Annotated in this window: 17 protein-coding genes and 2 tRNA genes; 4 read left to right on the top strand and 15 right to left on the bottom strand. The window is 70.5% G+C overall.

What is annotated here, in order from left to right; translation table 11 throughout:
* Window positions 1-58: 58 nt before the first annotated feature.
* The gene (locus tag QMK24_RS01530) at window positions 59-775 is read right to left on the bottom strand and encodes a class E sortase (RefSeq protein WP_283463184.1); all 717 of its coding nucleotides are present in this window, start codon (window positions 773-775) and stop codon (window positions 59-61) included.
* 59 nt (window positions 776-834) lie between these two features.
* Window positions 835-1,602: a DUF881 domain-containing protein gene (locus tag QMK24_RS01525; protein ID WP_502962430.1), complete on the bottom strand. Its 768-nt coding sequence runs from the start codon at window positions 1,600-1,602 to the stop codon at window positions 835-837.
* A 139-nt stretch (window positions 1,603-1,741) separates the two neighbouring features.
* On the opposite strand from QMK24_RS01525, the gene crgA reads away from it, so the two are divergent.
* Window positions 1,742-1,996 (top strand): cell division protein CrgA, encoded by a 255-nt coding sequence (gene crgA / locus QMK24_RS01520; protein WP_283463183.1) that lies wholly within the window; start codon window positions 1,742-1,744, stop codon window positions 1,994-1,996.
* 256 nt (window positions 1,997-2,252) lie between these two features.
* On the opposite strand, the gene QMK24_RS01515 is transcribed toward crgA, so the two are convergent.
* Window positions 2,253-3,101 (bottom strand): rhomboid family intramembrane serine protease, encoded by an 849-nt coding sequence (locus QMK24_RS01515; protein ID WP_283463182.1) that lies wholly within the window; start codon window positions 3,099-3,101, stop codon window positions 2,253-2,255.
* 107 nt (window positions 3,102-3,208) lie between these two features.
* A complete protein-coding gene (locus QMK24_RS01510; protein WP_283463181.1) occupies window positions 3,209-3,742 on the bottom strand; it encodes a peptidylprolyl isomerase in 534 nt (177 codons plus the stop codon).
* A 252-nt stretch (window positions 3,743-3,994) separates the two neighbouring features.
* Between QMK24_RS01510 and QMK24_RS01505 the strand changes: the two genes are divergently transcribed.
* A complete protein-coding gene (locus QMK24_RS01505) occupies window positions 3,995-4,714 on the top strand; it encodes a DUF5324 family protein (RefSeq protein ID WP_283463180.1) in 720 nt (239 codons plus the stop codon).
* Between the two features lie 217 nt (window positions 4,715-4,931).
* On the opposite strand, the gene QMK24_RS01500 is transcribed toward QMK24_RS01505, so the two are convergent.
* Together QMK24_RS01500 and QMK24_RS01495 are read right to left on the bottom strand one after the other, a co-directional pair.
* Entirely contained in the window at window positions 4,932-8,282 is a 3,351-nt protein-coding gene (locus QMK24_RS01500; RefSeq protein WP_283463378.1) for an AfsR/SARP family transcriptional regulator, read from the bottom strand.
* 87 nt (window positions 8,283-8,369) lie between these two features.
* Window positions 8,370-8,442 (bottom strand) — tRNA-Ala (locus QMK24_RS01495).
* A 100-nt stretch (window positions 8,443-8,542) separates the two neighbouring features.
* Here QMK24_RS01495 and QMK24_RS01490 point away from each other — a divergent pair.
* Together QMK24_RS01490 and QMK24_RS01485 are read left to right on the top strand one after the other, a co-directional pair.
* On the top strand, window positions 8,543-9,097 hold the full coding sequence (locus QMK24_RS01490; RefSeq protein WP_283463179.1) for a DNA-binding protein: 555 nt from the start codon (window positions 8,543-8,545) through the stop codon (window positions 9,095-9,097).
* Window positions 9,098-9,122: 25 nt separating this feature from the next.
* A complete protein-coding gene (locus QMK24_RS01485) occupies window positions 9,123-10,502 on the top strand; it encodes a serine/threonine protein kinase (RefSeq protein WP_283463178.1) in 1,380 nt (459 codons plus the stop codon).
* A 55-nt stretch (window positions 10,503-10,557) separates the two neighbouring features.
* On the opposite strand, the gene QMK24_RS01480 is transcribed toward QMK24_RS01485, so the two are convergent.
* The 9 genes from QMK24_RS01480 to recF form a co-directional block, all read right to left on the bottom strand.
* Window positions 10,558-11,874, bottom strand: a complete 1,317-nt coding sequence (locus QMK24_RS01480; RefSeq protein WP_283463177.1) for a hypothetical protein — start codon at window positions 11,872-11,874, stop codon at window positions 10,558-10,560.
* Entirely contained in the window at window positions 11,871-13,814 is a 1,944-nt protein-coding gene (locus tag QMK24_RS01475; protein WP_283463176.1) for a vWA domain-containing protein, read from the bottom strand. Before QMK24_RS01475 ends, QMK24_RS01480 begins: the two co-directional genes overlap by 4 nt.
* 152 nt (window positions 13,815-13,966) lie before the next feature.
* Window positions 13,967-14,107, bottom strand: coding sequence for a DLW-39 family protein (locus tag QMK24_RS01470; protein WP_018559211.1), 141 nt, complete (start codon window positions 14,105-14,107; stop codon window positions 13,967-13,969).
* A 172-nt stretch (window positions 14,108-14,279) separates the two neighbouring features.
* Window positions 14,280-14,353, bottom strand: a tRNA-Ile gene (locus tag QMK24_RS01465).
* Window positions 14,354-14,413: 60 nt separating this feature from the next.
* On the bottom strand, window positions 14,414-15,112 hold the full coding sequence (locus QMK24_RS01460; protein ID WP_283463175.1) for a DUF3566 domain-containing protein: 699 nt from the start codon (window positions 15,110-15,112) through the stop codon (window positions 14,414-14,416).
* A 3-nt stretch (window positions 15,113-15,115) separates the two neighbouring features.
* Window positions 15,116-17,701 (bottom strand): DNA gyrase subunit A, encoded by a 2,586-nt coding sequence (gene gyrA / locus QMK24_RS01455; protein WP_283463174.1) that lies wholly within the window; start codon window positions 17,699-17,701, stop codon window positions 15,116-15,118.
* Between the two features lie 41 nt (window positions 17,702-17,742).
* The gene (gyrB, locus tag QMK24_RS01450; RefSeq protein ID WP_283463173.1) at window positions 17,743-19,776 is read right to left on the bottom strand and encodes a DNA topoisomerase (ATP-hydrolyzing) subunit B; all 2,034 of its coding nucleotides are present in this window, start codon (window positions 19,774-19,776) and stop codon (window positions 17,743-17,745) included.
* Between the two features lie 391 nt (window positions 19,777-20,167).
* Window positions 20,168-20,791, bottom strand: coding sequence for a DciA family protein (locus tag QMK24_RS01445; RefSeq protein WP_283463172.1), 624 nt, complete (start codon window positions 20,789-20,791; stop codon window positions 20,168-20,170).
* Entirely contained in the window at window positions 20,788-21,921 is a 1,134-nt protein-coding gene (recF, locus tag QMK24_RS01440; protein ID WP_283463171.1) for a DNA replication/repair protein RecF, read from the bottom strand. Before recF ends, QMK24_RS01445 begins: the two co-directional genes overlap by 4 nt.
* Window positions 21,922-21,929: the final 8 nt, after the last annotated feature.

The following is a 21,929-nucleotide window of genomic DNA, read 5'->3' as shown; positions in this document are numbered from 1 at the left end:
GTGCCTTCCTTCCCGGTTCCCCGGAACAGACTAAGGGGAGATCGGCAGCACCGGTGGCCTAGCCGGTCAAACCCTTCGGCTTGCCCCGCTCGCCCGGGCTAACCGCCTCCAGGTGCGCCCAGGCGATGAGCCGGTGGCTGTGGCCCCACTCGGGGTCGCAGGTCGTCAGGGTCAGATAGCGGCCCGCGACCGTGTAGCCGGACTCCCTGGGCACCGGGTCGATGACGCCGACGTCGGTCGGGACCGTGCGGTACGGGTCGCGGTCCAGGACGTACGTGTACCAGGACGCGCCGTCGAAGAGGTAGACCCGGTCTCCCCTGCGCAGGCCGGGAAAGTCCTTGAAGGGGTCGCCGTAGGTGCGCCGGTGGCCCGCCACCGAGAAGTTGCCGGTCCCGCCGGGCCGCGTGGTGTTCGCGTAGTGCCCGAGCCCCTTCTTCAGGACGCCGGTGCCGGTGCCCTGGAGGACGGGCTTGTGCCAGTCGGCGCCGAGCCGCGGGATGTACATGACGGCGAACGACTCGCCGTCCTTGTAAGGCGGCGGCGCGGCCGGGGCGGCGGGCGCGCCGGTCGAGGTGGCGGTCGGGGCCGGGGTGGGGGTGGCGGGAGCCAGCGATCCGGTCGCCCAGGTGTTCTGCAGATGGTCCAGCTCGCCGTTCATCGCGCTGTCCGCCCGCACACCGGTCCAGAACAGGATGTAGACGACGAACAGCACGATCAACGCGCCCGCGGTGACGCACAGTTCGCTGAACGTCCGCACCACCAGCCGGATCGTCACCCGCGCCCCCTTCGCCCCGTCGGTCCGCCGCCGCGCCGTGCCGGCCCCGGGGGGCGTGGCTAGGGCGCGGGCTTCGCGTAGTGGAGATCCACTGTGCCGGAGTACCCCGGAAGAGTCACCCGGTTGTCCGCCTCGACTTTCCAGCCGAGCCCGTAGGCGTTGACGTACTGCAGATAGTTCTGGATGGTCGCGTTCCGGTTGATCGCCGCGCGCAGCTTGTTCTGGTCACCCGCAGCGGTGATTCTGTACGGCGGCGAGTAGACGCGGCCCTGCAGGATCAGGGTGTTGCCGACGCAGCGCACGGCGCTGGTGGAGATCAGCCGCTGGTCCATGACCCTGATGCCCAGCGCTCCGCCCTCCCACAGCGCGTTGACCACGGCCTGCAGGTCCTGCTGGTGGATGACCAGGTCATTGGGCTGCGGGTCGGGCACGCCGGGGACGAGCGCGGTGGCGTTCGGCGGGGCGTCGTTGAGGGTGACGTTCAGCGCGGCGCCGGTGAGCGGCTTCGTGCCGGCCTCGTCGCCGAGCAGGTCGAGCTGCTTGCGGGTCGCGTCGGTGGCTCCGGTGCCCTTGCGGGTGAGCGCGTCGACATCGCTGCGGACCCCGGAGAGCTGATTCTCCAGCTCCTGGTTCCGGCTGCTCTGCTTGCGCAGGTTGTCCGAGAGCTTGGGCAGCGGGTCGTCGCTGCGGATGTTGACGCCCTTGGCCGTGTCGAAACTCATCCAGAAGATCAGCCCGGCCAGCGCGAAGACTCCCGCACTGAGCGTTCGCAGTACTACGGTGCGGGGGGAAGGACGGGAGCGGGGCGCGTCGCCGGAATCGGTCACCGTACCCTTGTCTCCTTCACACCCGGGGAAGCACTACGCTAACGGACGCCCGTCGGCGGTGGTGCCCCCACCCGCCCGGCCACGTCACATCCCCGACATCCCCGCGCGGTTACGCAGCGCATCGACAGGAGAGTCCCTCGTGCCGAAGTCACGGATCCGCAAGAAGGCCGACTTCACTCCGCCGCCGGAGAAGTCGCAGACGATAAAGCTGAGGTCGGGCTTCAACTGGGTCGCACCGCTGATGCTGGCGTTCTTCGTCATCGGCCTGGCATGGATCGTCCTCTTCTACGTGACGCAGGGCAGCCTGCCCGTCAACGCGCTGGGGAACTGGAACATCGTGGTGGGCTTCGGTTTCATCGCGGGCGGGTTCGTGGTCTCCACACAGTGGAAGTAACCGGCGCCCCAGCCGGTTCTCCCCAGAGTTGTCCACACGGTTATCCACAGTGGGGAAAAGGTCGGAAGATCTGTGGATAACCTCTACGAAGTTGACGCCGGTGTGACCGGTGGCCGCTGTGCCGGCCACCGGTCTTTCGTTGATCTTGCAGGGGAAACACGATGCGGTGACATCACGCACACGCGTTCCCCACAGGGTGCACAGGATTCGGTACTCGCTGTGGATAACGTCTGATCAACGCCAGTGGTAACGCCCTTCAGGCGGTGATCTGGGCCACGCCGATCCAGCTGGCCGCAAGCGTCACCACCAGGACCGCCGCGCAGGTCCCCCACTGCACCAGAGCACGGCGCTCGCGCGGCGCGTACGCCATGCCGACCGCGATCACCGTGCCGGCCGCCAGGCCGCCGAGGTGCCCCTGCCAGCTGACGTTCGACCAGGTGAAACTGAAGAACAGGTTCAGCCCGAGCAGAATCAGGATCGGACGCATGTCCATCCGGCTGCGCCGCATGAAGACGGCGGTCGCGCCGAAGAGCCCGAAGATCGCCCCGGAGGCCCCGAGCGCGCCGGGGGACGGGGCCAGCAGCAGGACCAGAGCGCTGCCGCCGAGGCCCGAGATCAGATACAGCGCGAGATAGCGGGCCCGGCCGAGAGCGGCCTCCAGCGGGGCGCCGATCCACCAGAGCGTCAGCATGTTGAACCCGATGTGCAAGTACGCCTGGTGGTCGAAGACCGAGCTGAGCAGCCGGTACCACTGGCTGGGGCCCGCGGACACCCCCACGCAGTACTGCCGGACGATCGGATCGCAGTACGCCTTCAGCGCCAGATCATCGGCGAGCCGGCTGCCGAGCGCCAGGACCAGCAGGAAGACCGCCAGATTCAGCCCGATCAGGATCTTCGTGACCAGATGCGGGTCGGACGCCACCGTGCCGCCCGCGACCGTGCGCGGCACGGGTGTCGTGCGCCGGGCCTCGCCCAGGCACTCCGGGCACTGGAAGCCCACCGAGGCGCTCACCATGCACTCCGGGCAGATCGGCCGCTCGCAACGAGTGCAGCGGATGCCGGTTTCGCGATCGGGGTGCCGGTAGCAGCAGACCGCCTGGTCCATGAGGTCCTCTTCCTGGGGACGCGCGTCGCCCTGCCCCTCCATACGGACGGGCAGGGCGCGGGGTTCCCGAAGAGTACGGCGGGATCAGCCCTCAGAGTACGGCGGGATCAGCCCTCGCGGGTCGCGATCACGACCGACTCGATGACGACGTCCGTCACCGGACGGTCGGTGCGCGAGTTGGTCGGCGTGGCGATGATCGAGTCCACGACCTTCTGGCTGGCCACGTCGGTGACCTCACCGAAGATGGTGTGCTTGCGGGTCAGCCAGGTGGTCGGGGAGACCGTGATGAAGAACTGCGAGCCGTTGGTGCCCGGGCCGGCGTTGGCCATGGCCAGCAGATAGGGCTTGTCGAACCCGAGGTCGGGGTGGAACTCGTCCGCGAACTCGTAGCCGGGGCCGCCGGTGCCGTTGCCCAGCGGGTCGCCGCCCTGGATCATGAAGCCGGTGATCACACGGTGGAACACCGTGCCGTCGTACAGCTTCTCCTTGGAGGGCTTGCCGGTCTTCGGGTCGGTCCACTCGCGGGTGCCCTCGGCGAGCTCGACGAAGTTCTTCACGGTCTTCGGTGCGTGGTTCGGCAGGAGCCGGACCTCGATGTCCCCGTGGTTGGTCTTCAGGGTCGCATAGAGCTGCTCGGCCACGATCTGCCTTCCATAGTCTTCGCTGACAGGGACAAATCCTCGCACGCTCAGGGAGCGGTTGTTGGCTTCCCCTTCCCACTCGCCGTCCCGCTCGCCTCCCGCCGCGCATCGTGGCATCGTCGTGTGGAAGCTCTCCCCGTGCCCCGCCTTGACCCGTATGCGCGATCGCACATGCCGGACCGGCCGCAAACAGGCATGATTTCAAATCGGATGGATAGGCGAAAACCGTACGCCACCGAGGAGGAGGTTCCTGTGACCCGCATCGACAGCGTGCGCCACGCAGCCGGGCAGACCAAGGACAGCATGCAGCACGCCGCTGAGGTGGTCGCTCCATACGCTGTCACCGCCAAGGACAGCGCCGCTCACTACGCCGACGAGGCCCGGCACTGGCTGACGCCCAGGGTGGCGACCGCCGCGCAGAAGGCACACTCGGCACTACCGCCGAAGGTCGCGGCGGCTGTGGACACCGCAGCCGTGAAGACGGCCCTGACCGCACGGCAGGCCACCGACTACGCGGCCCCCCGGGTCGGACAAGCGGTGGTCGTCACCCGTGCCGCCGCGGGCCCCGCTCGTGACGAGGCCCTGGCACGTGGCGCGGCCGCCCTGGCAGCACTGCAGGGCAGGGTGTCCATCGCCGAGATCGACAAGCTGAACCGCAAGTACGAACGCCGCTGCAGGGCCGGGAAGGCCGTCAAGCGCTTCGCGGTGCTCGCACTGATCGGCGGGGCCGGTTTCGCCGCGTGGAAGTGGTGGGCCAAGCAGACCAACCCGGACTGGCTGGTCGAGCCCGCTCCGCCGACCGGGGTGGCGGACCGCGCCACGCTCAACGGCAGCGGCCCGACGATCAGCGGCATCGACCGCCTCGACAAGGTCGACGGCTCGCCCGTAGAACCGCTCGACCCCGAGGTGCAGGCGAAGCAGGCCGAGGCTGACGACAAGGAGCGTCAGGAGCGCGGCGACACCCCCGCCTAGCTCCGGACGCGCGTAAGCGCGCGTTAAGCACGCGTGAGGGCGTGGGCACTCACTCGCGCACGCAGTTACGCGCCCAGGCACGGCTCTCCTATCGGTACAGCGCGTACGCAGTGCGCCGGAGGGGGCGGGAGACCGCGATGGTCTCCCGCCCCCCTCCGGCGTGTGCGGCGTGGCGGTCAGCGCCCGACAGCGTCGACGGCGGGACGCCCTGACCGGTTCACGTACCGGCGGCTGACCGCTCCCCGCCGAGGTCGGTCAGCGCATCGACCGTCTGGTCCCGGGAGAGTGCCACCCCGCGGGCGTGGGCCGCCGCGTAGGCCGTGTCGCCGAGTGCGGCACGGGCGGCGGCAGTCACCCGGGCCGTGTCCTGGCCGGGCGGCACCTCGGCTCCGCGCAGCGCACGGGCGACACCGAGCAGCAGCGCGGCCCGCTCCGGACCGCCCTCCAGCAGCGCGAGACCGGCCAGCGCCTCGGCGAAGCTCGCGGCGACCGGGCCGTTGCGGCTCACCAGCTCGCCCTCGGGGACCTGGCGGTAGTAGGAACGGGCCTGCTCGGGATCTTCCTCGGCCTCGGCGACCCGGGCCAGCGCGATGAGGATCAGCGGGCGGTTCATGTCGACAACGGCCCACCCGGTCCCGCTCTCGCTCAGCGCCAGGTCGAACAGCTTGCGCGCCTCGGCCAGCTCCCCGCGCATGCGGGCCGCCTCGCCCAGCCCGAGGTGGGCCAGCGCCATGCAGTCGGGCGCGCCGGCCCGGCCGGACAGTTCGACGACCCGTTCGTAGTCGGCACGGGCCGCCTCGGCGTCCCCGTCCCGGGCGCTGCGTTCGGCCCGCCGGCACAGCAGTTGCGCCATGTCCTCGATGGCGCCGAGCGGCTCCACATAGCCGAGCGCCTCGTCGGTCAGGGCGGCGGCCCGCTCGTGGTCGCCCTGCCAGTCGGCGAGCTGTGAGAGCACATCCAGCGCGTTGGCCATCGCCCAGCGGTCCCCGAGCACCCGGAAACCCGCCAGCCCGAGGGTGAACTCCTCCTCCGCACGGGCAGCGTCGCCCAGCACCATCCAGTGGGCGTAGCCCTGCCCCAGGTGCAGCAACGCCATGGCCCAGGGATCCTGGACCCACTGGTCGAGGGAGAGCGCGATCAGTTCACCGGCATCGCTCGTGGGCGCGCCCATGGCCATCGCCCAGATGACGGCGAGGCTGGGGAAACGCTGCGGGATGTAGCTCAGACCGGCCATCACCCCTTCGGCGGCAGTCGTGTGATCGCCCAGCTGGTGGTCGGAGACACCGTTGGCCGCGGCGAGCACACACAGCACGTACTCCTCGTCGAGCCCCTCGGGCACCCCCGGCCCGAGGATGTCCAGCAGCGCGCGGGCGGGTCCCGCGCCCTCCAGGCGCACGCCGCGCAGCAGCCAGTACGTGGACAGCGGGGCCAGCAGCCGCAGCGCGGTCGTGGTGTCGCCGCTCTCCACGCAGCGCCGCAGCGCGGTGTGGAGGTTGTCCTGGTCGGTGGAGAGCCGGCGCAGCCAGTCGAGTTGCTCCGCCCGCCGCAGGTGGGGTTCCGCGTCACGGGCCACACCGAGGAAGTACCCGGCGTGGGCCCGGCGCAGCGCCGCCGTCTCACCGGCCTCCGCGAGCCGCTCGGCCCCATAGGCGCGGATCGTCTCCAGCATCCGGTAGCGGACCCCGTCGGCACCCTCCGGACGGTGCACGACGACCAGGGACTTGTCGACGAGCGAGTCGATCAGGTCGAGTACGTCGAACGCGTCGACGCCCGCGTCCTGTGTGCCGCAGTGCTCCGTACCGCGGTGCTCCGTACCGCCGTCCGCGTCCGCGCAGACCGCCTCCGCCGCCTCCAGCGTCCAGCCGCCGGCGAAGACCGAGACCCGGCGCAGGGCGGCGCGTTCCGCCTCCGACAGCAGGTCCCAGCTCCAGTCGACGACACCGCGCAGCGTCTTCTGGCGGGGCTGGGCGGTACGGCTGCCGCGCGACAGCAGACGGAACCGCTCATCGGGCCGGATCCCGGGCCCGTACTCGCTCTGTTCCGGCACCGCGGACAGCACGCCGAGCCGGGAGGCGATCTCGGACGCGGACATCGAGCGCAGCCTGGCGGCGGCCAGTTCGATGGCCAGCGGGAGACCGTCGAGCGCGGTGCACACCCGCAGGACGGCGTCCAGATCGGCGGCCAGCACGAAATCGGGCCGCACGGCGACGGCACGCTCGGCGAACAGCCGCACGGCCGGGAATTCGAGCGCATGGACGTGATCGGTACCGGGCGGCGGCAGTCGCAGCGGGGGGATCGGGCACAGCGTCTCGCCGGGGATCCCCAGCGGTTCCCGCGTGGTGGCCAGCACCCGCAGTCGCACGCAGTCGCCGAGCAGCCCGCCGACGATCTTGGCGATCTCGGCGACGACATGCTCGCAGTTGTCCAGGACGAGCAGCAGCGGGCGGTCGGCCAGTGCCGCGGTGACCCGCGCGACCGGATCGGGCGCCGGACCTGCACCCGGCATCACTCCGGCCTCGCGCAGCCCGAGCGCGCTCTGGATCGCGTGCGGTACCTCGGCGGCGTCGGTGAGTCCGGCCAGTTCGACGAAACAGGCCTCCCCGCCGTACCGCCCGGCCGCCTCGACCGCGAGCCGGGTCTTGCCCGCGCCGCCCGGCCCGATGAGGGTGACGAGCCGCCCGTCGGCCAGCTGCGCCCCGATCCGGTCCAGTTCCTCGGTGCGGCCGACGAAGCTGGTGAGCTGCGCGGGCAGGGTGAAACGCGGGGCGGACGGGGTGGACGGCGGGTGCGTCGTGGGCGATGTTCCACGTGGAACATGCGCGTGCGCGGCAGGCGTCAGCCCCGGATCCCCGCGCAGCACCGCCAGATGCACGGCGGCCAGCTCCGGTCCCGGGTCCGCTCCCAGCGTCTCGGCGAGCTCGCTCCGGGCGTCCTCGTACGCCTCCAGGGCCTCGCTCTGCCGGCCGCTGCCGTACAGCGCCCGCATCAGCTGCCCGCGCAGCCGCTCACGCAGCGGATGCGCGTCGACCAGCTCCCGCAGCTCCGCGACCAGCTCCCGGTGGCCGCCGAGCGCCAGTTCCGCCTCTATGCGGTCCTCCGCGGCCGAGACCCGCAGCTCCTCCAGGCGCGTCACCTGCGGCTGCGCGAAAGACGCGTCGCCCACATCGGCGAGCGCGGGTCCGCGCCACAGCGAGAGCGCGTCCCGCAGCAGCGCGGCGGCGCGCGCCGGGTCGCCCGCGGCCAGCGCCTCACGGCCCTCCGCGCTGAGCCGCTGGAAGCGGTGCGAGTCGACGTCGTCGGGATCGATCGCGAGCCGGTAGCCCGCCGGATGGAATTCGATGGGCCGCGGAAGCACCTGCCGCAGCCGCGACACCTGTGACTGGAGCGCGTTCGCGACCCCGGCCGGCGGATTCTCCCCGTACAGCCCGTCGATCAGCCGCTCGGCCGTCACCACCCGGCCTGCGTCGATGAGCAGCAGCGCGAGCAGTGCCCGACGCCGAGGCCCGCCCAGCGCGACCGCGCTGCCATCCGAGTTCCAGACCTGTGTCGCGCCGAGGATGCCGAACATCACGTCCCCGATTGTGCAGCACCGGATAGTGGATCCGATACGCAAATCAGCGCGGGACCGCTTGCGGTCCCGCGCTGATCACGACTGTGGAGCCTAGGAGATTCGAACTCCTGACATCTGCCTTGCAAAGGCAGCGCTCTACCAACTGAGCTAAGGCCCCGCTTCGCAGAACAGCGTACCCGTTCCGGAACCCAACCCCGACCGGGTATCGCGGTCCGTAGGATGGTTTGCAGGATTCACCGCCGCAAACAGGAGTGCGTATGGACCCGTCTCCGCACGACGCCGTCAGCCGCGCACAGGAGCAGCAGCGCACCTGGTACGGCGAACCGCTCGGCGATCTCTTCCGCCGCCTCATGGGCGACCTCGGCCTGAACCAGGCACGCATGGCCACGGCGCTGGGGCTCTCCGCACCGATGCTCTCGCAGCTGATGAGCGGTCAGCGCGCGAAGATCGGCAACCCGGCCGTCGTCCAGCGCCTGCAAGCCATCCAGGACCTCGCCGGGCACGTCGCCGAGGGCAGCGTGACCCCCTCGCAGGCCACGGCGCGGCTGGAGGACATCCGGCAGTTGTCCGGCACCTCCGTCCTCAACACCGGCACCCACAGCTCCTCGTCGGGCACCGCCGCCGCCAACGCCGCGCGGCACGTCGTACGCGACATCCAGTCGCTCCTGCGGGCCGTCGCGTCCGCCGAGGAGATTGCCGAAGCGGCGAACACTCTCGCCTCCAGCCATCCGCAACTGGCAGAGTTCCTCCATGTGTACGGCGCCGGGCGGACCGCTGACGCGATCGCCCACTACGAGGCGAACCAGAACTGACGAACCAGGGGGCGGGTCGCAGACCATGGGTGAGGTCTTCGCAGGCCGGTACGAGCTGGTGGACCCGATCGGACGGGGCGGAGCGGGCGCGGTCTGGCGCTCATGGGACCACCGGCGTGGGCGTTACGTCGCGGCGAAAGTGCTCCAGCAGAGCGACGCCCATGCCCTGCTGCGCTTCGTCCGCGAGCAGGCGATGCGGATCGACCACCCCCATGTGCTGGCGCCCGCCAGCTGGGCCGCCGACGACGACAAGGTCCTGTTCACCATGGACCTGGTACGCGGCGGATCGCTCTCGCATCTGATCGGCGACTACGGTCCGCTGCCCCCGCGCTTCGTGTGCGCCCTGCTCGACCAGCTGCTCTCCGGGCTGACGGCCGTCCATGCCGAAGGCGTCGTGCACCGGGACATCAAGCCGGCCAACATCCTGCTGGAGGCCACCGGCACCGGCCTGCCGCATCTGCGGCTGTCGGACTTCGGCATCGCCATGCGCAAGGGCGAACCGCGGCTCACCGAGGCCAACTACATCGTCGGCACGCCCGGTTACTTCGCGCCCGAGCAGATGCTGGGCGCGGAGCCCGACTTCCCCGCCGATCTGTACGCCGTCGGCCTCGTCGCCCTCTATCTGCTCAGCGGCAAGAAGCCCGATGCCCAGGCGATCCTGGAGCGGTATCTGAACGAGGGCGTCCCGCGTGCCCCGCAGGGCGTGCCCGAGCCGATGTGGCAGGTCATCGGCAACCTGCTGCAGCCCGACCCGGACGCCCGCTTCCGCACCGCCACCGGTGCCCGCAAGGCGCTGTCCGCCGCCGTCGAACTCCTGTCGGCACCCGGTCTCGACGACGAGCCGGTCGAGGTCTTCGACCAGATCGGCCCGCTGCCGGAGGGCTTCGACGCCCGGGGCCCGCGCAGGACACCGCGCCAGGTCCGGCCCGAGCCGACCAGCAGCTTCCGGCTCCCGCCCCCTCGGATGTCGCCGCAGACCCCGGCACCGACGCCTGGGCAGCCCTGGGGCATGACGCCAGAGCCAGACCAGCCGCAGCAGCCCGCCTACGGCTATCCACAGACCGGGATCCAGGCACCACCGCTCCCCGAGCAGCCGACCACCCCGCCGACCACCCCGCCGACCCCCGAGCAGAACCCGTACGCGACAGCCGTAGCGGCCCAGAGCCCGATCCAGGCGCAGGGACCACTACACGCTCATGGACCGACTCCCACGGGAACGCACCGGCCGGACGAAATCCGCCCGGAAGCCACCCGCCCGTACACCGCAGCCGTCCCCAGCACGGCGGGCGCGGCCGCGCCGCCGCCGGCACGCCGACCGGGACCACCCGCCAAGCTGGTGGTCCCGATCCTCATCGTCGCCGCGCTCTGCTTCGCGGTCGGCATCTGGGCGCTGGCCGCGGCCTGAGCCGCACAGCCGCGACGGCATCCGGACCCCACGACGCCCGCCGCAGGCGACACGGCTACCAGGCGGGCGGCGGCCCGTAGCCCGACTCCGGTGACTGCGGCGGCCGCGGGGCCCCGTCCGCCGTGTGCGGGCGGCGGCGGGCCGCCACCATCCAGACGGCCAGGCTCAGAAGCAGGACGGTGCCCGCGCCGAGCGCGGCGAAGGCCACGAAGCGCAGCGTGGCGTTCGAACCTCCGCCGGTGGCCGTGCCGTCGGCCTTGGCGAGGTCGTCACCGTTGACGCCGAATCCGGCCTTGGCCGCGTCGCCGTCGTAACCCGGCGCGGATCCTGCCGCGCCCTTCACGTCCAGCCGCAGGGTGACGCCGATCGGCCCGTCCACGACGTTCTTGACGCCCGGGTGGACGCTGACCGCGAAGTAGTACCAGCCGGCGAACCGGGTGGCGGAGACCGCGCTGCCGCTCTCGTACCGGTTGGCGAAGGAGACCGCTACGGTCTGGCCGGTGATCGACGTCTGCTTCCCTGCGTAGGACTCGGTGGCGTCGCTGACGTGTCCGCGGGCCGGGTTGTACGCGGCGACCCGCACCCCTGCGCTCTGGAACCCGTTGTCCTTGACCTTCGGCGCGTTGGCGAAGTCGGCGAAGAGCACCGCGTGCTGTCCCCAGTCCACCGGCACCTTGTAGAAGCGGGTCTCCCCGGGCAGCACCTTGTCGTTCCAGATGCCGCTCTTGATCGCGGCCGCGGTGTCGAAGCTCGTACCGCCCACGGCCGGCCTCGGCGTGCCGGTGACCGGCGTGGGAGACGCCTCTGTGGCGCTGGAGGCGGGCACCGGCTTCGCGTCGGCCTTGAGGCCGGGCTCCGACAGGAAACGGATCTCGACGGGCCAGTCACCGGGGTCGGAGGTACCGGCGCTGCTCCGCTTGATCTCCAGCGTGTAGCGGTTGGCCTCCTGGCACTGCCCGCCCTTCTCGATCGTCCGCGCCGCGTAGCCGCCGACCGGCCGGGCCGCCCCGTCACTGTCGAAATGCGCGTTGAAGCTGTCGCAGTCGGTGCCGTCGGCACTCTGCAGCTTGAGGTCGATCCCGTCCCCGTAGGCGACCTTGGCGCCCGGCTTCGGAATGGCGAACGCCGACAGGTACGCCGCCGACTTCGCGTCGAGGTCCACGCCGTAGTACTTGGTGTCGCCCACCTTGAGGGTGTCCTTGTAGGTGGTACCGGCCGTGAGCGCCTGCGCCTCGGCCGTCGTGGCCGCGCCCGTCACCGCCGTGCCCTGCGGCTGCCACACCGGCACGGCAGGGTCCGCCAGAGCCGTGCCCTGCAGCCCGGCGAGCGCCGCACCGGCCACCGCCACCGTCGCCGCCAGCCTGCGCATCACGCCCCGCCCCTCTTCGTCCGGCGCACCAGCGCCACCGTGCCGACGGCCGCGAGCGCCACCGCTGCGCCCGTTCCTGCCGCGATCACGTCCATGCCGGTCATGAATCCTCCCCCGTCCGTACCGCCGCTGTCGCTGCCCGCGGCCGAATCGCCGCCCTGGGACGGGCCCTTGCCGGCCGCACCGCCCGTGTTCCCGTCCCCGCTCTTGCCCTTGGCCTTGGCCAGTGCGGGCGCCTGGTACTGCGGCCCGGCCAGTTCGTCCCCGGTCACATTGACCCGCAGGACGACGCCCACCGCCGCGTTCCTGGCCAGCTGCGCGGCCTTCGGGCCGAGCGCCACGGCGATGTAGTAGTCCCCCGCGCTGTGCACCATCGGGGCCGCTCCGCTGGTGACCCAGCGGTTCGTCCAGGTCACCGGCACCGTACCGAGTCCCACGGACAGCGGTTTGCCGAAGTACGTGCGGTGCTCGTCGCCTCCGGAGGCGTCGCCCACCGGCTGCCGGGCGGGCCCGTACGCACCCGTGTCGACATACGAAGAGTCCGACGTCCCGGCCGCGTCGTCCAGCACCGGTTCGTTGGCGAACTCGGCCGCGTAGCTGAGCTGTTGTCCCCAGCCGAGGCGCACCTTGTAGAACCGGGTCTGCGCGGGCAGCAGCTTGTCGCGCCACACGCCCTTGCCGAGCGTGGCCGCGTCATTGAAGCCGGTGCCGCCCGCGATGTCCTTGGGGTCGCCGGCGACGGGCGCGGGCTTGTCCCCGTACTCGGTCTCGGCGGCCGCGGGCGTGATCCCGGCCTTGAGCGGCGCCTCGCTCCCGTACCGGATCTCGATCGGCCACCGGCCCCGGTCGGACCCGGGCGCGGTCGTGCGGTGCACCGACAGCAGGTAGCGGCCCGCCTTGTCGCAGCTGCCGTCGCCCTTGGAGGTGGGCACGCGGCTCACCGACCCGGTGACGATCATCGCGCCCTCGTCCTGCCCGAAGTGCGCGGACCGCGTGTCGCAGGTGTACGCGTACGCGCCGGCCGATGCGGCCTTCAACTCGATACCGTCGCCGTAGCCGGCCTTGACGCCCGGCTGCGGGACCGCGGTCACCGCGAAGTCCGCGGTGGCGACGGCGTCCAGACCGGCCGCGTACCAGCGGGTCTCATCCGGCCCGATGGTGTCCAGGTACTGCCCGGGCGTCATCCCCGCCGCCCGCACCGCCGTCGTACCGCCGGTGATCCGGGTCCCCTCGAAGCGGTAGGCGTCCGCACTGAGCGTCGAGGCGCGCACCAGCTGCCGGGCGAGCGCCGCCGCGTCAGGGGCGTCGTAGTAGGAGCCGTGCCCGGCAGGGGCGACGCACTCCAGCTCCTCGCGGGCCGCGCCCTTGACCTGGAAGCCGACGGTGTCGATCCGCAGACCGAGGCCGTCCCCGGCCAGCTGGGCGGCCACCTCGCAGGGCTTGGGCGCCCCGCAGTTGGACTCTCCATCGGAGATCAGCAGGATCGTCCGCCGCCCGTCCTTGGGCAGATCGCCCGCGGCCCTGGTCAGCGCCAGCGCGGTCGGGGTGTCCCCCTTGGGCTCGACGGCGGCCACGGCCTTCTTCATGGCGGCCCGGTCCAGCGGGACGACCGCCTCGGCGAGCCGGGTGTCGTCGCAGCCGTGCCCCGCGCCGTAGACCCGCAGCCCGGTCGGGTGACCGTCCGGCAGGGTCTCCACGACGGTGTTCACCGCCTTGCGGGCCGACTCGATGCGGGTGCCGCCGGAACCGTCGGGCCCCGACATCGACCCGGACGAGTCCAGCACCATGATCAGACTGTCGTCGGCAGCCGCTGCCGCCGCCGGTACGGCCTGCGCGGAAACCGGCCCCGCGAGGACGGTGGGGCCGGCGAGGACGGTGAGGACGGCGAGCAGCAGCCCCCCGATCCCCACTGCCGCCGCCGCGCGCCCCTGTGGTCGTTGCATGCTGTGCGTCCCCCTCGGCCGAACCAGCAATTTTTCGCCACAGCGAAGGTATTTATTCGCGTCAGCAAACTCAAGACGTCCACCGTCACGGTCCCGCAACAGCGAGAGGCCCCGACCGCTGTGCGGTCGGGGCCTCAAAGCACTTCGGCGTCTCAGACGCTCGCGCCGGAACCTGCCGGTACGGAGTCGGTCGCTTCCGTCCACAGATCCTGCTCGGCGCGGTCCGCCTGGATCTGGCGGTACACGAGGAGCCCGCCGATGGCGGCCAGTGCCACCAGGAGAAACTTCTTCACCGCGCGACCTCGTCCTTCTTGGATTGGGAGAGCCCTGACGCGCCCGACTATACACACCGACCGATACCGAACGGTGACCTGCACCCGCTCCAACTCCCGTACCGGACACCGTGTGCCGGACAGAGCGAAACGGCCCGTACGGATCGAGATCCGTACGGGCCGTTCGACGCGGTGGGCCTAACAGGACTTGAACCTGTGGCCTCTTCCTTATCAGGGAAGCGCTCTAACCGTCTGAGCTATAGGCCCGCGCTGCAACGAAAGATTAGCGCACCACAGGCCATGTCCCAAAATCGGAATCCGGCGCGGCTACTCGTCCTCGGCCAGCGTCAGCTCGACGCCGCCCACGAAGCCCGCGGACATGTTGTAGATGAAGGCCCCCAGGGTGGCCAGCGCCGTCGCGAGGACGACGTCGATCACCGCGATGACCGTGGTGATCACCAGCACCCGGGACAGGGACAGGAAGGACACCAGGTCGAATCCGCCGCTACCGCCCGATTCCGCGGTCGTCGCGTCACTGATCGTGCTGCCGACGGTGCTGAAGACGCCGATCGCGTCCAGCACCATCCACAGCACCGCCACGGCCACGATCGTGCAGATGCCCAGCGCGATGGACAGCAGGAAGCTGACCTTCATCACCGACCACGGATCGGCCCTGGCCACCCGCAGCCGCGCCTTGCGCGTCCGCGGCACGGTACGGGCCGCGGGACGCGGCCGGCGTACACCCGCCGCGGCCGGAGCCCCCGCCGACGCCGGGGCGGACGGTGGCGGCGGATACGCCTGCGCGGGCTGGTGCGGGGGCTGGTCCGGCGTGCCGGGGACCGCCGCGCCATAGGTCTGGGGCCGCCCCGCGTGATGCGGCGGACGGGTGTCGGTCACGGTGGATCCCCCCTGCTGCGGGCCGCTGTCCGTGGGGGAGCCAGGGGCGCCGCCGGTGTCGGCCTGGACGGCCGCCTGCCGCCGGTCCGGGCCTGTTCCACCAGCAGCGGCGCCCGTGGCTCCACTCACGGTCTACTCCTCGGTTTCAGCGGCCACGGGCTGGTCGCCCTCGGCCTCTTCGGCGTCGACCTCATCGGCCTCGGCCCCAGCTTCGGCGTTGCGGGCGATGCCGACGACGGCATCCCGCTTGCCAAGGTTGATCAGTTGGACGCCCATGGTGTCACGGCCCGTCTCCCTGACCTCGTTGACCCGCGTACGAATCACTCCGCCGCTGAGGGTGATGGCGAGGAGCTCATCGGTCTCCTCGACCACCAGTGCCCCGACGAGGGAACCGCGGGCCTCGACGATCTTCGCCGCCTTGATGCCGAGTCCGCCACGCCCCTGGACGCGGTATTCGTCCACAGTGGTGCGCTTGGCGTACCCGCCGTCCGTGGCGGTGAAGACGAACGTACCGGGCCGGACCACATTCATCGAGAGGAGTTCGTCCCCTTCCCGGAAACTCATGCCCTTGACGCCCGATGTCGCGCGGCCCATCGGGCGCAGCGCCTCATCCGTCGCGGTGAACCGGATGCACTGCGCCTTGCGGCTCACCAGCAGCAGATCGTCCTCGGCCGACACCAGCTCCGCGCCGATCAGCTCGTCGTCCGAGCCGTCGGCCGCCTCGCGCAGGTTGATGGCGATGACACCGCCGGCCCGCGGCGAGTCGTAGTCCTTGAGCGCGGTCTTCTTGACCAGGCCGGCCTTGGTGGCGAGCACCAGGTACGGGGCGGCCGCGTAGTCCCGGATCGCCAGGATCTGGGCGATCTTCTCGTCCGGCTGGAAGGCCAGCAGGTTCGCCACGTGCTGGCCGCGCGCGTCCCGGCCGGCGTCCGGCAGCTCGTACGCCTTGGCCCGGTAGACCCGGCCCTTGTTGGTGAAGAACAGCAGCCAGTGGTGCGTGGTGGAGACGAAGAAGTGGTCGACGATGTCGTCCTGCTTCAGCTTCGCGCCGCGTACGCCCTTGCCGCCGCGCTTCTGCGACCGGTAGTCCTCGGTCTTGGTGCGCTTGACGTAGCCACCGTGGGTGATGGTGACCACGATGTCCTCTTCGGCGATCAGGTCCTCGATGGACATGTCACCGTCGAACGGGATCAGCTTGCTGCGCCGGTCGTCGCCGAACTTGTCGACGATCACCGCCAGCTCCTCGCTGATGATCTGCCGCTGCCGCTCGGGCGAGGCCAGGATCGCGTTGTACTCGTTGATCTTCGCCTGCAGCTCGTCGTGCTCCGCGACGATCTTCTGCCGCTCCAGGGCCGCCAGGCGCCGCAGCTGCATCTCCAGGATCGCGTTCGCCTGGATCTCGTCGATCGACAGCAGGCCCATCAGGCCCTCACGGGCGATCTCGACCGTGTTGCTGCGCCGGATCAGCGCGATGACCTCGTCGATCGCGTCCAGCGCCTTGAGCAGACCGCGCAGGATGTGCGCCCGCTCCTCGGCCTTGCGCAGCCGGAAACGCGTACGGCGGACGATGACCTCGACCTGGTGGGTCACCCAGTGGCGGATGAACGCGTCGATCGACAGGGTGCGCGGCACACCGTCGACCAGCGCCAGCATGTTCGCGCCGAAGTTGGTCTGCAGGTCGGTGTGCTTGTACAGGTTGTTCAGCACGACCTTGGCGACCGCGTCTCGCTTCAGCACCACGACCAGGCGCTGACCGGTGCGCGAGCTGGTCTCGTCGCGGACGTCGGCGATGCCGGCGACCTTGCCGTCCTTCACCAGGTCGGCGATCTTCTGTGCGAGGTTGTCCGGGTTGACCTGGTACGGAAGCTCCGTGACCACCAGGCACTGGCGGCCCTGGATCTCCTCGACATTGACGATCGCGCGCATCGTGATCGAGCCGCGGCCCGTGCGGTACGCGTCCTCGATGCCGCTGCGGCCCACGACCAGCGCACCGGTCGGGAAGTCCGGTCCCTTGATCCGCTCCAGGAGCGCGTCCAGCAGCTCCTCGTGCGAGGCCTCGGGGTTCTCCAGGTACCACTGCGCGCCCGCCGCGACCTCGCGCAGGTTGTGCGGCGGGATGTTGGTGGCCATACCGACCGCGATCCCCGCCGAGCCGTTGACCAGCAGGTTCGGGAAGCGCGCCGGGAGGACCGTCGGCTCCTGGTTACGGCCGTCGTAGTTGTCCTGGAAATTGACGGTGTCCTCGTCAATATCGCGGACCATCTCCATCGACAGCGGCATCATCTTGCACTCGGTGTACCGCATCGCTGCGGCCGGGTCGTTGCCCGGGGAACCGAAGTTGCCGTTGGAGTCCACGAGCGGCATGCGCATCGACCAGTGCTGGGCGAGGCGGACCAGGGCGTCGTAGATCGAGGAGTCGCCGTGCGGGTGGTACGTACCCATGACGTCACCGACGACGCGGGCGCACTTGTAGAAGCCCTTCTCGGGCCGGTAGCCGCCGTCGTACATCGCGTACAGCACCCGGCGGTGCACCGGCTTGAGGCCGTCACGGACATCGGGCAGCGCACGCGACACGATGACGGACATCGCGTAGTCGAGATAGCTGCGCTGCATCTCCGTTTCGAGGCCCACGGGCTCGATGCGGACGGTGGAGACCTCGGCGTCGGCGGGCACGGCCGCCTCGTCATCGGGCGTCACAGGGGAATTCTCGTCGGCCATTGCTGGTCAAGGTCCTTTCGGGCGGCGGCGGTGGGGCCGACTCAGATGTCGAGGAAGCGAACGTCCTTGGCGTTGCGCTGGATGAACGAGCGCCGCGCCTCGACGTCCTCACCCATCAGCACCGAGAAAAGGTCGTCGGCTTGCGCCGCGTCGTCCAGGGTGACCTGGCCGAGCACACGGTGGTCGATGTCCATGGTGGTGATCCGCAGCTCCTCGGCGTTCATCTCGCCGAGGCCCTTGAAGCGCTGGATCGCGTCTTCCCGGACCCGCTTGCCCTGCTGGCGGCCGATCTCCATCATCGCGTCGCGCTCACGGTCCGAGTACGCGTACCCGAAGTCGTCCCGGCTCCACTTGATCTTGTAGAGCGGCGGGCGCGACAGGTACACATGGCCGGCCTCGACCAGCGGGCGCATGAAGCGGAAGAGGAACGTCAGCAGCAGGGTGTTGATGTGCTGGCCGTCGACGTCGGCGTCCGCCATCAGGATGATCTTGTGATAGCGGAGCTTCGAGATGTCGAAGTCCTCGTGCACACCGGTGCCGAACGCCGAGATCAGCGCCTGGACCTCGGTGTTCTGCAGGATCTTGTCGATCCGCGCCTTCTCGACGTTGAGGATCTTGCCGCGGATCGGGAGGATCGCCTGGTACTGCGGGTTACGGCCCGACTTCGCGGAACCACCGGCCGAGTCACCCTCGACGATGAAGATCTCGCACTTCGTCGGGTCGTTCGACTGGCAGTCGCTCAGCTTGCCCGGCAGCGACGCGCTCTCCAGCAGCCCCTTGCGGCGGGTCAGGTCACGCGCCTTGCGGGCCGCGACCCGCGCGGTGGCCGCGTTGATCGACTTGCGGATGATGTCCGCGGCCTCGTTCGGGTTGCGGTCCAGCCAGTCCGTGAGGTGCTCGTGCACGGCCTTCTGCACGAATGTCTTCGCCTCGGTGTTGCCCAGCTTGGTCTTCGTCTGGCCCTCGAACTGGGGCTCGCCCAGCTTGACGGAGATGATCGCCGTCAGACCCTCGCGGATGTCCTCGCCGGCCAGGTTGTCGTCCTTCTCGCGAAGGAACTTCTTCTCGCGCGCGTAGCGGTTCACCAGCCCGGTGAGCGCCGCACGGAAGCCCTCCTCGTGCGTACCGCCCTCATGGGTGTGGATCGTGTTCGCGAAGCTGTAGACACCTTCGGTGTACTGCGTGTTCCACTGCATCGCGACCTCGACGGAGAGCAGCCGCTCCTTGTCCTCCGCCTCGATGTCGATCACGGTGGGGTGAATCAGCTCGCCCTTGCGGGAGTTGAGGTGATTCACGAAGTCGACGATGCCGCCCGGGTAGTAGTACGTCACCGAACGCACCTGGGGGGCGTCGTCCGTCTCCTCGACCGTCTCCGCGCCGACGGTCGCCTTCGCCGACTCGCGCTCGTCGGTCAGCGTGATCGTCAGGCCCTTGTTGAGGAAGGCCATCTCCTGCAGTCGCCTGGACAGCGTCTCGAAGGAGTACTCGGTGGTCTCGAAGATGTCCGGGTCGGCCCAGAACGTCACCGTGGTGCCCGTGGTGGACGACGGCTCGTTCTTCGCCAGCGGGGCGGTCGGGACGCCCAGCTTGTAGTCCTGCGTCCAGCGGAAGCCATCGCGGTTGACCTCGACGGTGACCTTCGTCGACAGCGCGTTGACGACCGAGACGCCGACGCCGTGCAGACCGCCGGAAACGGCGTAGCCGCCGCCGCCGAACTTGCCGCCCGCGTGCAGCACCGTCATGACGACCTCGATGGCGGGCTTGCCCTCGGACGCGACGATGTCGACCGGGATACCGCGGCCGTTGTCGACGCAGCGCACGCCGCCGTCTGCCAGGATCGTCACATCGATGGTGTCCGCGTGCCCGGCGAGGGCCTCGTCGACGGAGTTGTCGACCACCTCCTGGACGAGGTGGTGCAGGCCGCGCTCACCGGTGGAGCCGATGTACATGCCCGGACGCTTACGGACCGCGTCGAGGCCCTCGAGCACAGTGATCGCGCTGCCGTCGTAGACCGGACTGGAGTTCTCGTTGGGGTTGCCGGAATCGGCCACGAAGCGCCCTTTCTGGCACAGCACGAGCCGTCTCCCGCCGAGCGGGATCGGCTGCGTTGTTCGACATGTACCGCGATTGGGCGGCGTACGTAGCAGTCTACCGGTAGCGCCGACATGAATGGGGCTTTGGCGGTACCTGAGTTCCCACGTGCCGTCCTGAACCGCACTCGTCCGACTCCCTACACGCGGACCAGGGCCAGAAACGGCTCACGCAGGCGTCCAGGGCTTCCGACTGTCAACCCTCGACTACGGTGAGCAGGGTCTCAGCGGACCCACCGCTCTCACCCGTATGTCCTACCTGTTGGTACCGGCTGTCTCCTCGGCATCCGCCATCGGATTCCTGGGCATGCGCCTGACGGCTGGTGGGCGGGTGCCCTGCGGGTGGTGGGCGTGCGCCCGGCGGGTGCCACCGGTCTCACCCGTAGGTGTCGCCCGGTCCCTTGCTGCCCGGCGCGCGCAGCCGGCCGTACGTGCGCGGCGGTCCCAGCGGGCCCAGCACCTTGATCAACTTCACCGTGCCATGACCGAGATCGCTGTTCAGCCGCGCCACCAGTGTCGGAGCCAGCAACCGCAGCTGCGTCGCCCACGCCGTCGAGTCGCACTGCACCGTCAGGACGCACTCCTCCTCGTCGTACTTCGCCGGCTCACAGTGCTGCGCCACGTCCTCACCCACCAGCTGCGGCCAGCGCCCCATCACCCCGCCCACGGCCGCCGGCGCTTCCCAGCCACGCTCGGTGATCAGCCGGCTGATCGCGGCACCCAGCGGCAGCGGATCGCGGCCGTCGGCGCGTGCACCGCTGCGCAGGCCCCCGCGGCGCGCCTGCTTCTTCTGCTGTGTGGCCGCGCCCCGCGCACGCGCCTGCTCCTTGGCCGCGCGCAGCGCGACCCGCGCCAGATCCACCCCTGACAGGCCGTCCCCGGGCTCCGCCGGCTCGCCGGTCCCGCCCGCGCCCGAGGGGCCCGCGCCCGAGGCGCCCGAACCACCTGAGGCGCCCGCTCCCGAGCCGCTCCGTTGGCCCGGCGGCAGCCGCCCGCTCATGACGTACGCTCCGCGGCGCCGTGCTCGACCGCGAAGCGCGCACCGGCCAGCATCTCCGGCACATCGTCCTCCACGGCCGCCGTGACCAGCACCTGCTCGCCCGGCGCCACCAGCTCCGCCAGCCGCCTGCGGCGCTTGGCATCGAGCTCCGCGAAGACGTCGTCCAGGATCAGCACCGGCTCCCGGCCGTCGGCGCTCAGCAGCTCGTACGAGGCCAGCCGCAGCGCCAGCGCGTACGACCAGGACTCACCATGGCTCGCGTACCCCTTGGCGGGCAGCCGGCCAAGATGCAGCAGCAGATCGTCACGGTGCGGTCCGACGAGCGTCACACCCCGCTCGATCTCCTGTTTACGGGCCTCGCCCAGCGCCTCCAGCAGCAGCCCGGACAACTCTTCCCGGCCGCTCGCTCCGGCGAGTCGTTCGCCGATCGAACTGCGGTACTCCAGCGCGACGGGCCCGCCCCCGGGAGCGAGCTGCTCGTACGCCTTGTCGGCCAGCGGCTGCAAGGCGGCTGTCAGGTCCAGGCGCTGCGCGAGCAGCTCGGCCCCGACCCCCGCCAGATGCTGGTCCCAGACGTCGAGCGTCGACAGATCGGCGCCCTTGCCCCCGTGCCTGCGGGCCATCGCCGCGCTCTTGAGCAGCGTGTTGCGCTGTTTCAGCACCCGCTCGTAGTCCGAGCGGGTGCCCGCCAGCCGCGGGGTGCGGGTCGTGAGCAGCTCGTCGAGGAACCGGCGCCGCTCACCGGGATCGCCCTTCACCAGGGCGAGGTCCTCGGGAGCGAAGAGCACGGTGCGCAGGATGCCCAGCACATCGCGCGGCCGGACCTGGTTCGAACGGTTGATCCTGGCCCGGTTCGACCGGCCCGGATTGATCTCCAGCTCGATGAGCTGCTGCCGGTCGCCCTGCACCACCTGGGCCCGCACCACCGCGCGCTCCGCCCCCGAGCGCACCAGCGGTGCGTCGGAGGCCACCCGGTGGCTGCCCAGCGTCGCCAGATAGCCGACCGCCTCGACGAGGTTGGTCTTGCCCTGGCCGTTGGGGCCCACGAAAGCGGTGACGCCCGGGTCGAGCGGTACCTCGACCCGGGCGTACGAACGGAAGTCGGCGAGCGACAGGTGCGCTACGTGCATGGCTGTGC

The organism is Streptomyces sp. PH10-H1 (assembly GCF_030063355.1).
Classification (GTDB): domain Bacteria; phylum Actinomycetota; class Actinomycetes; order Streptomycetales; family Streptomycetaceae; genus Actinacidiphila.
This window is presented reverse-complemented; position numbering and strand designations above follow the sequence as displayed.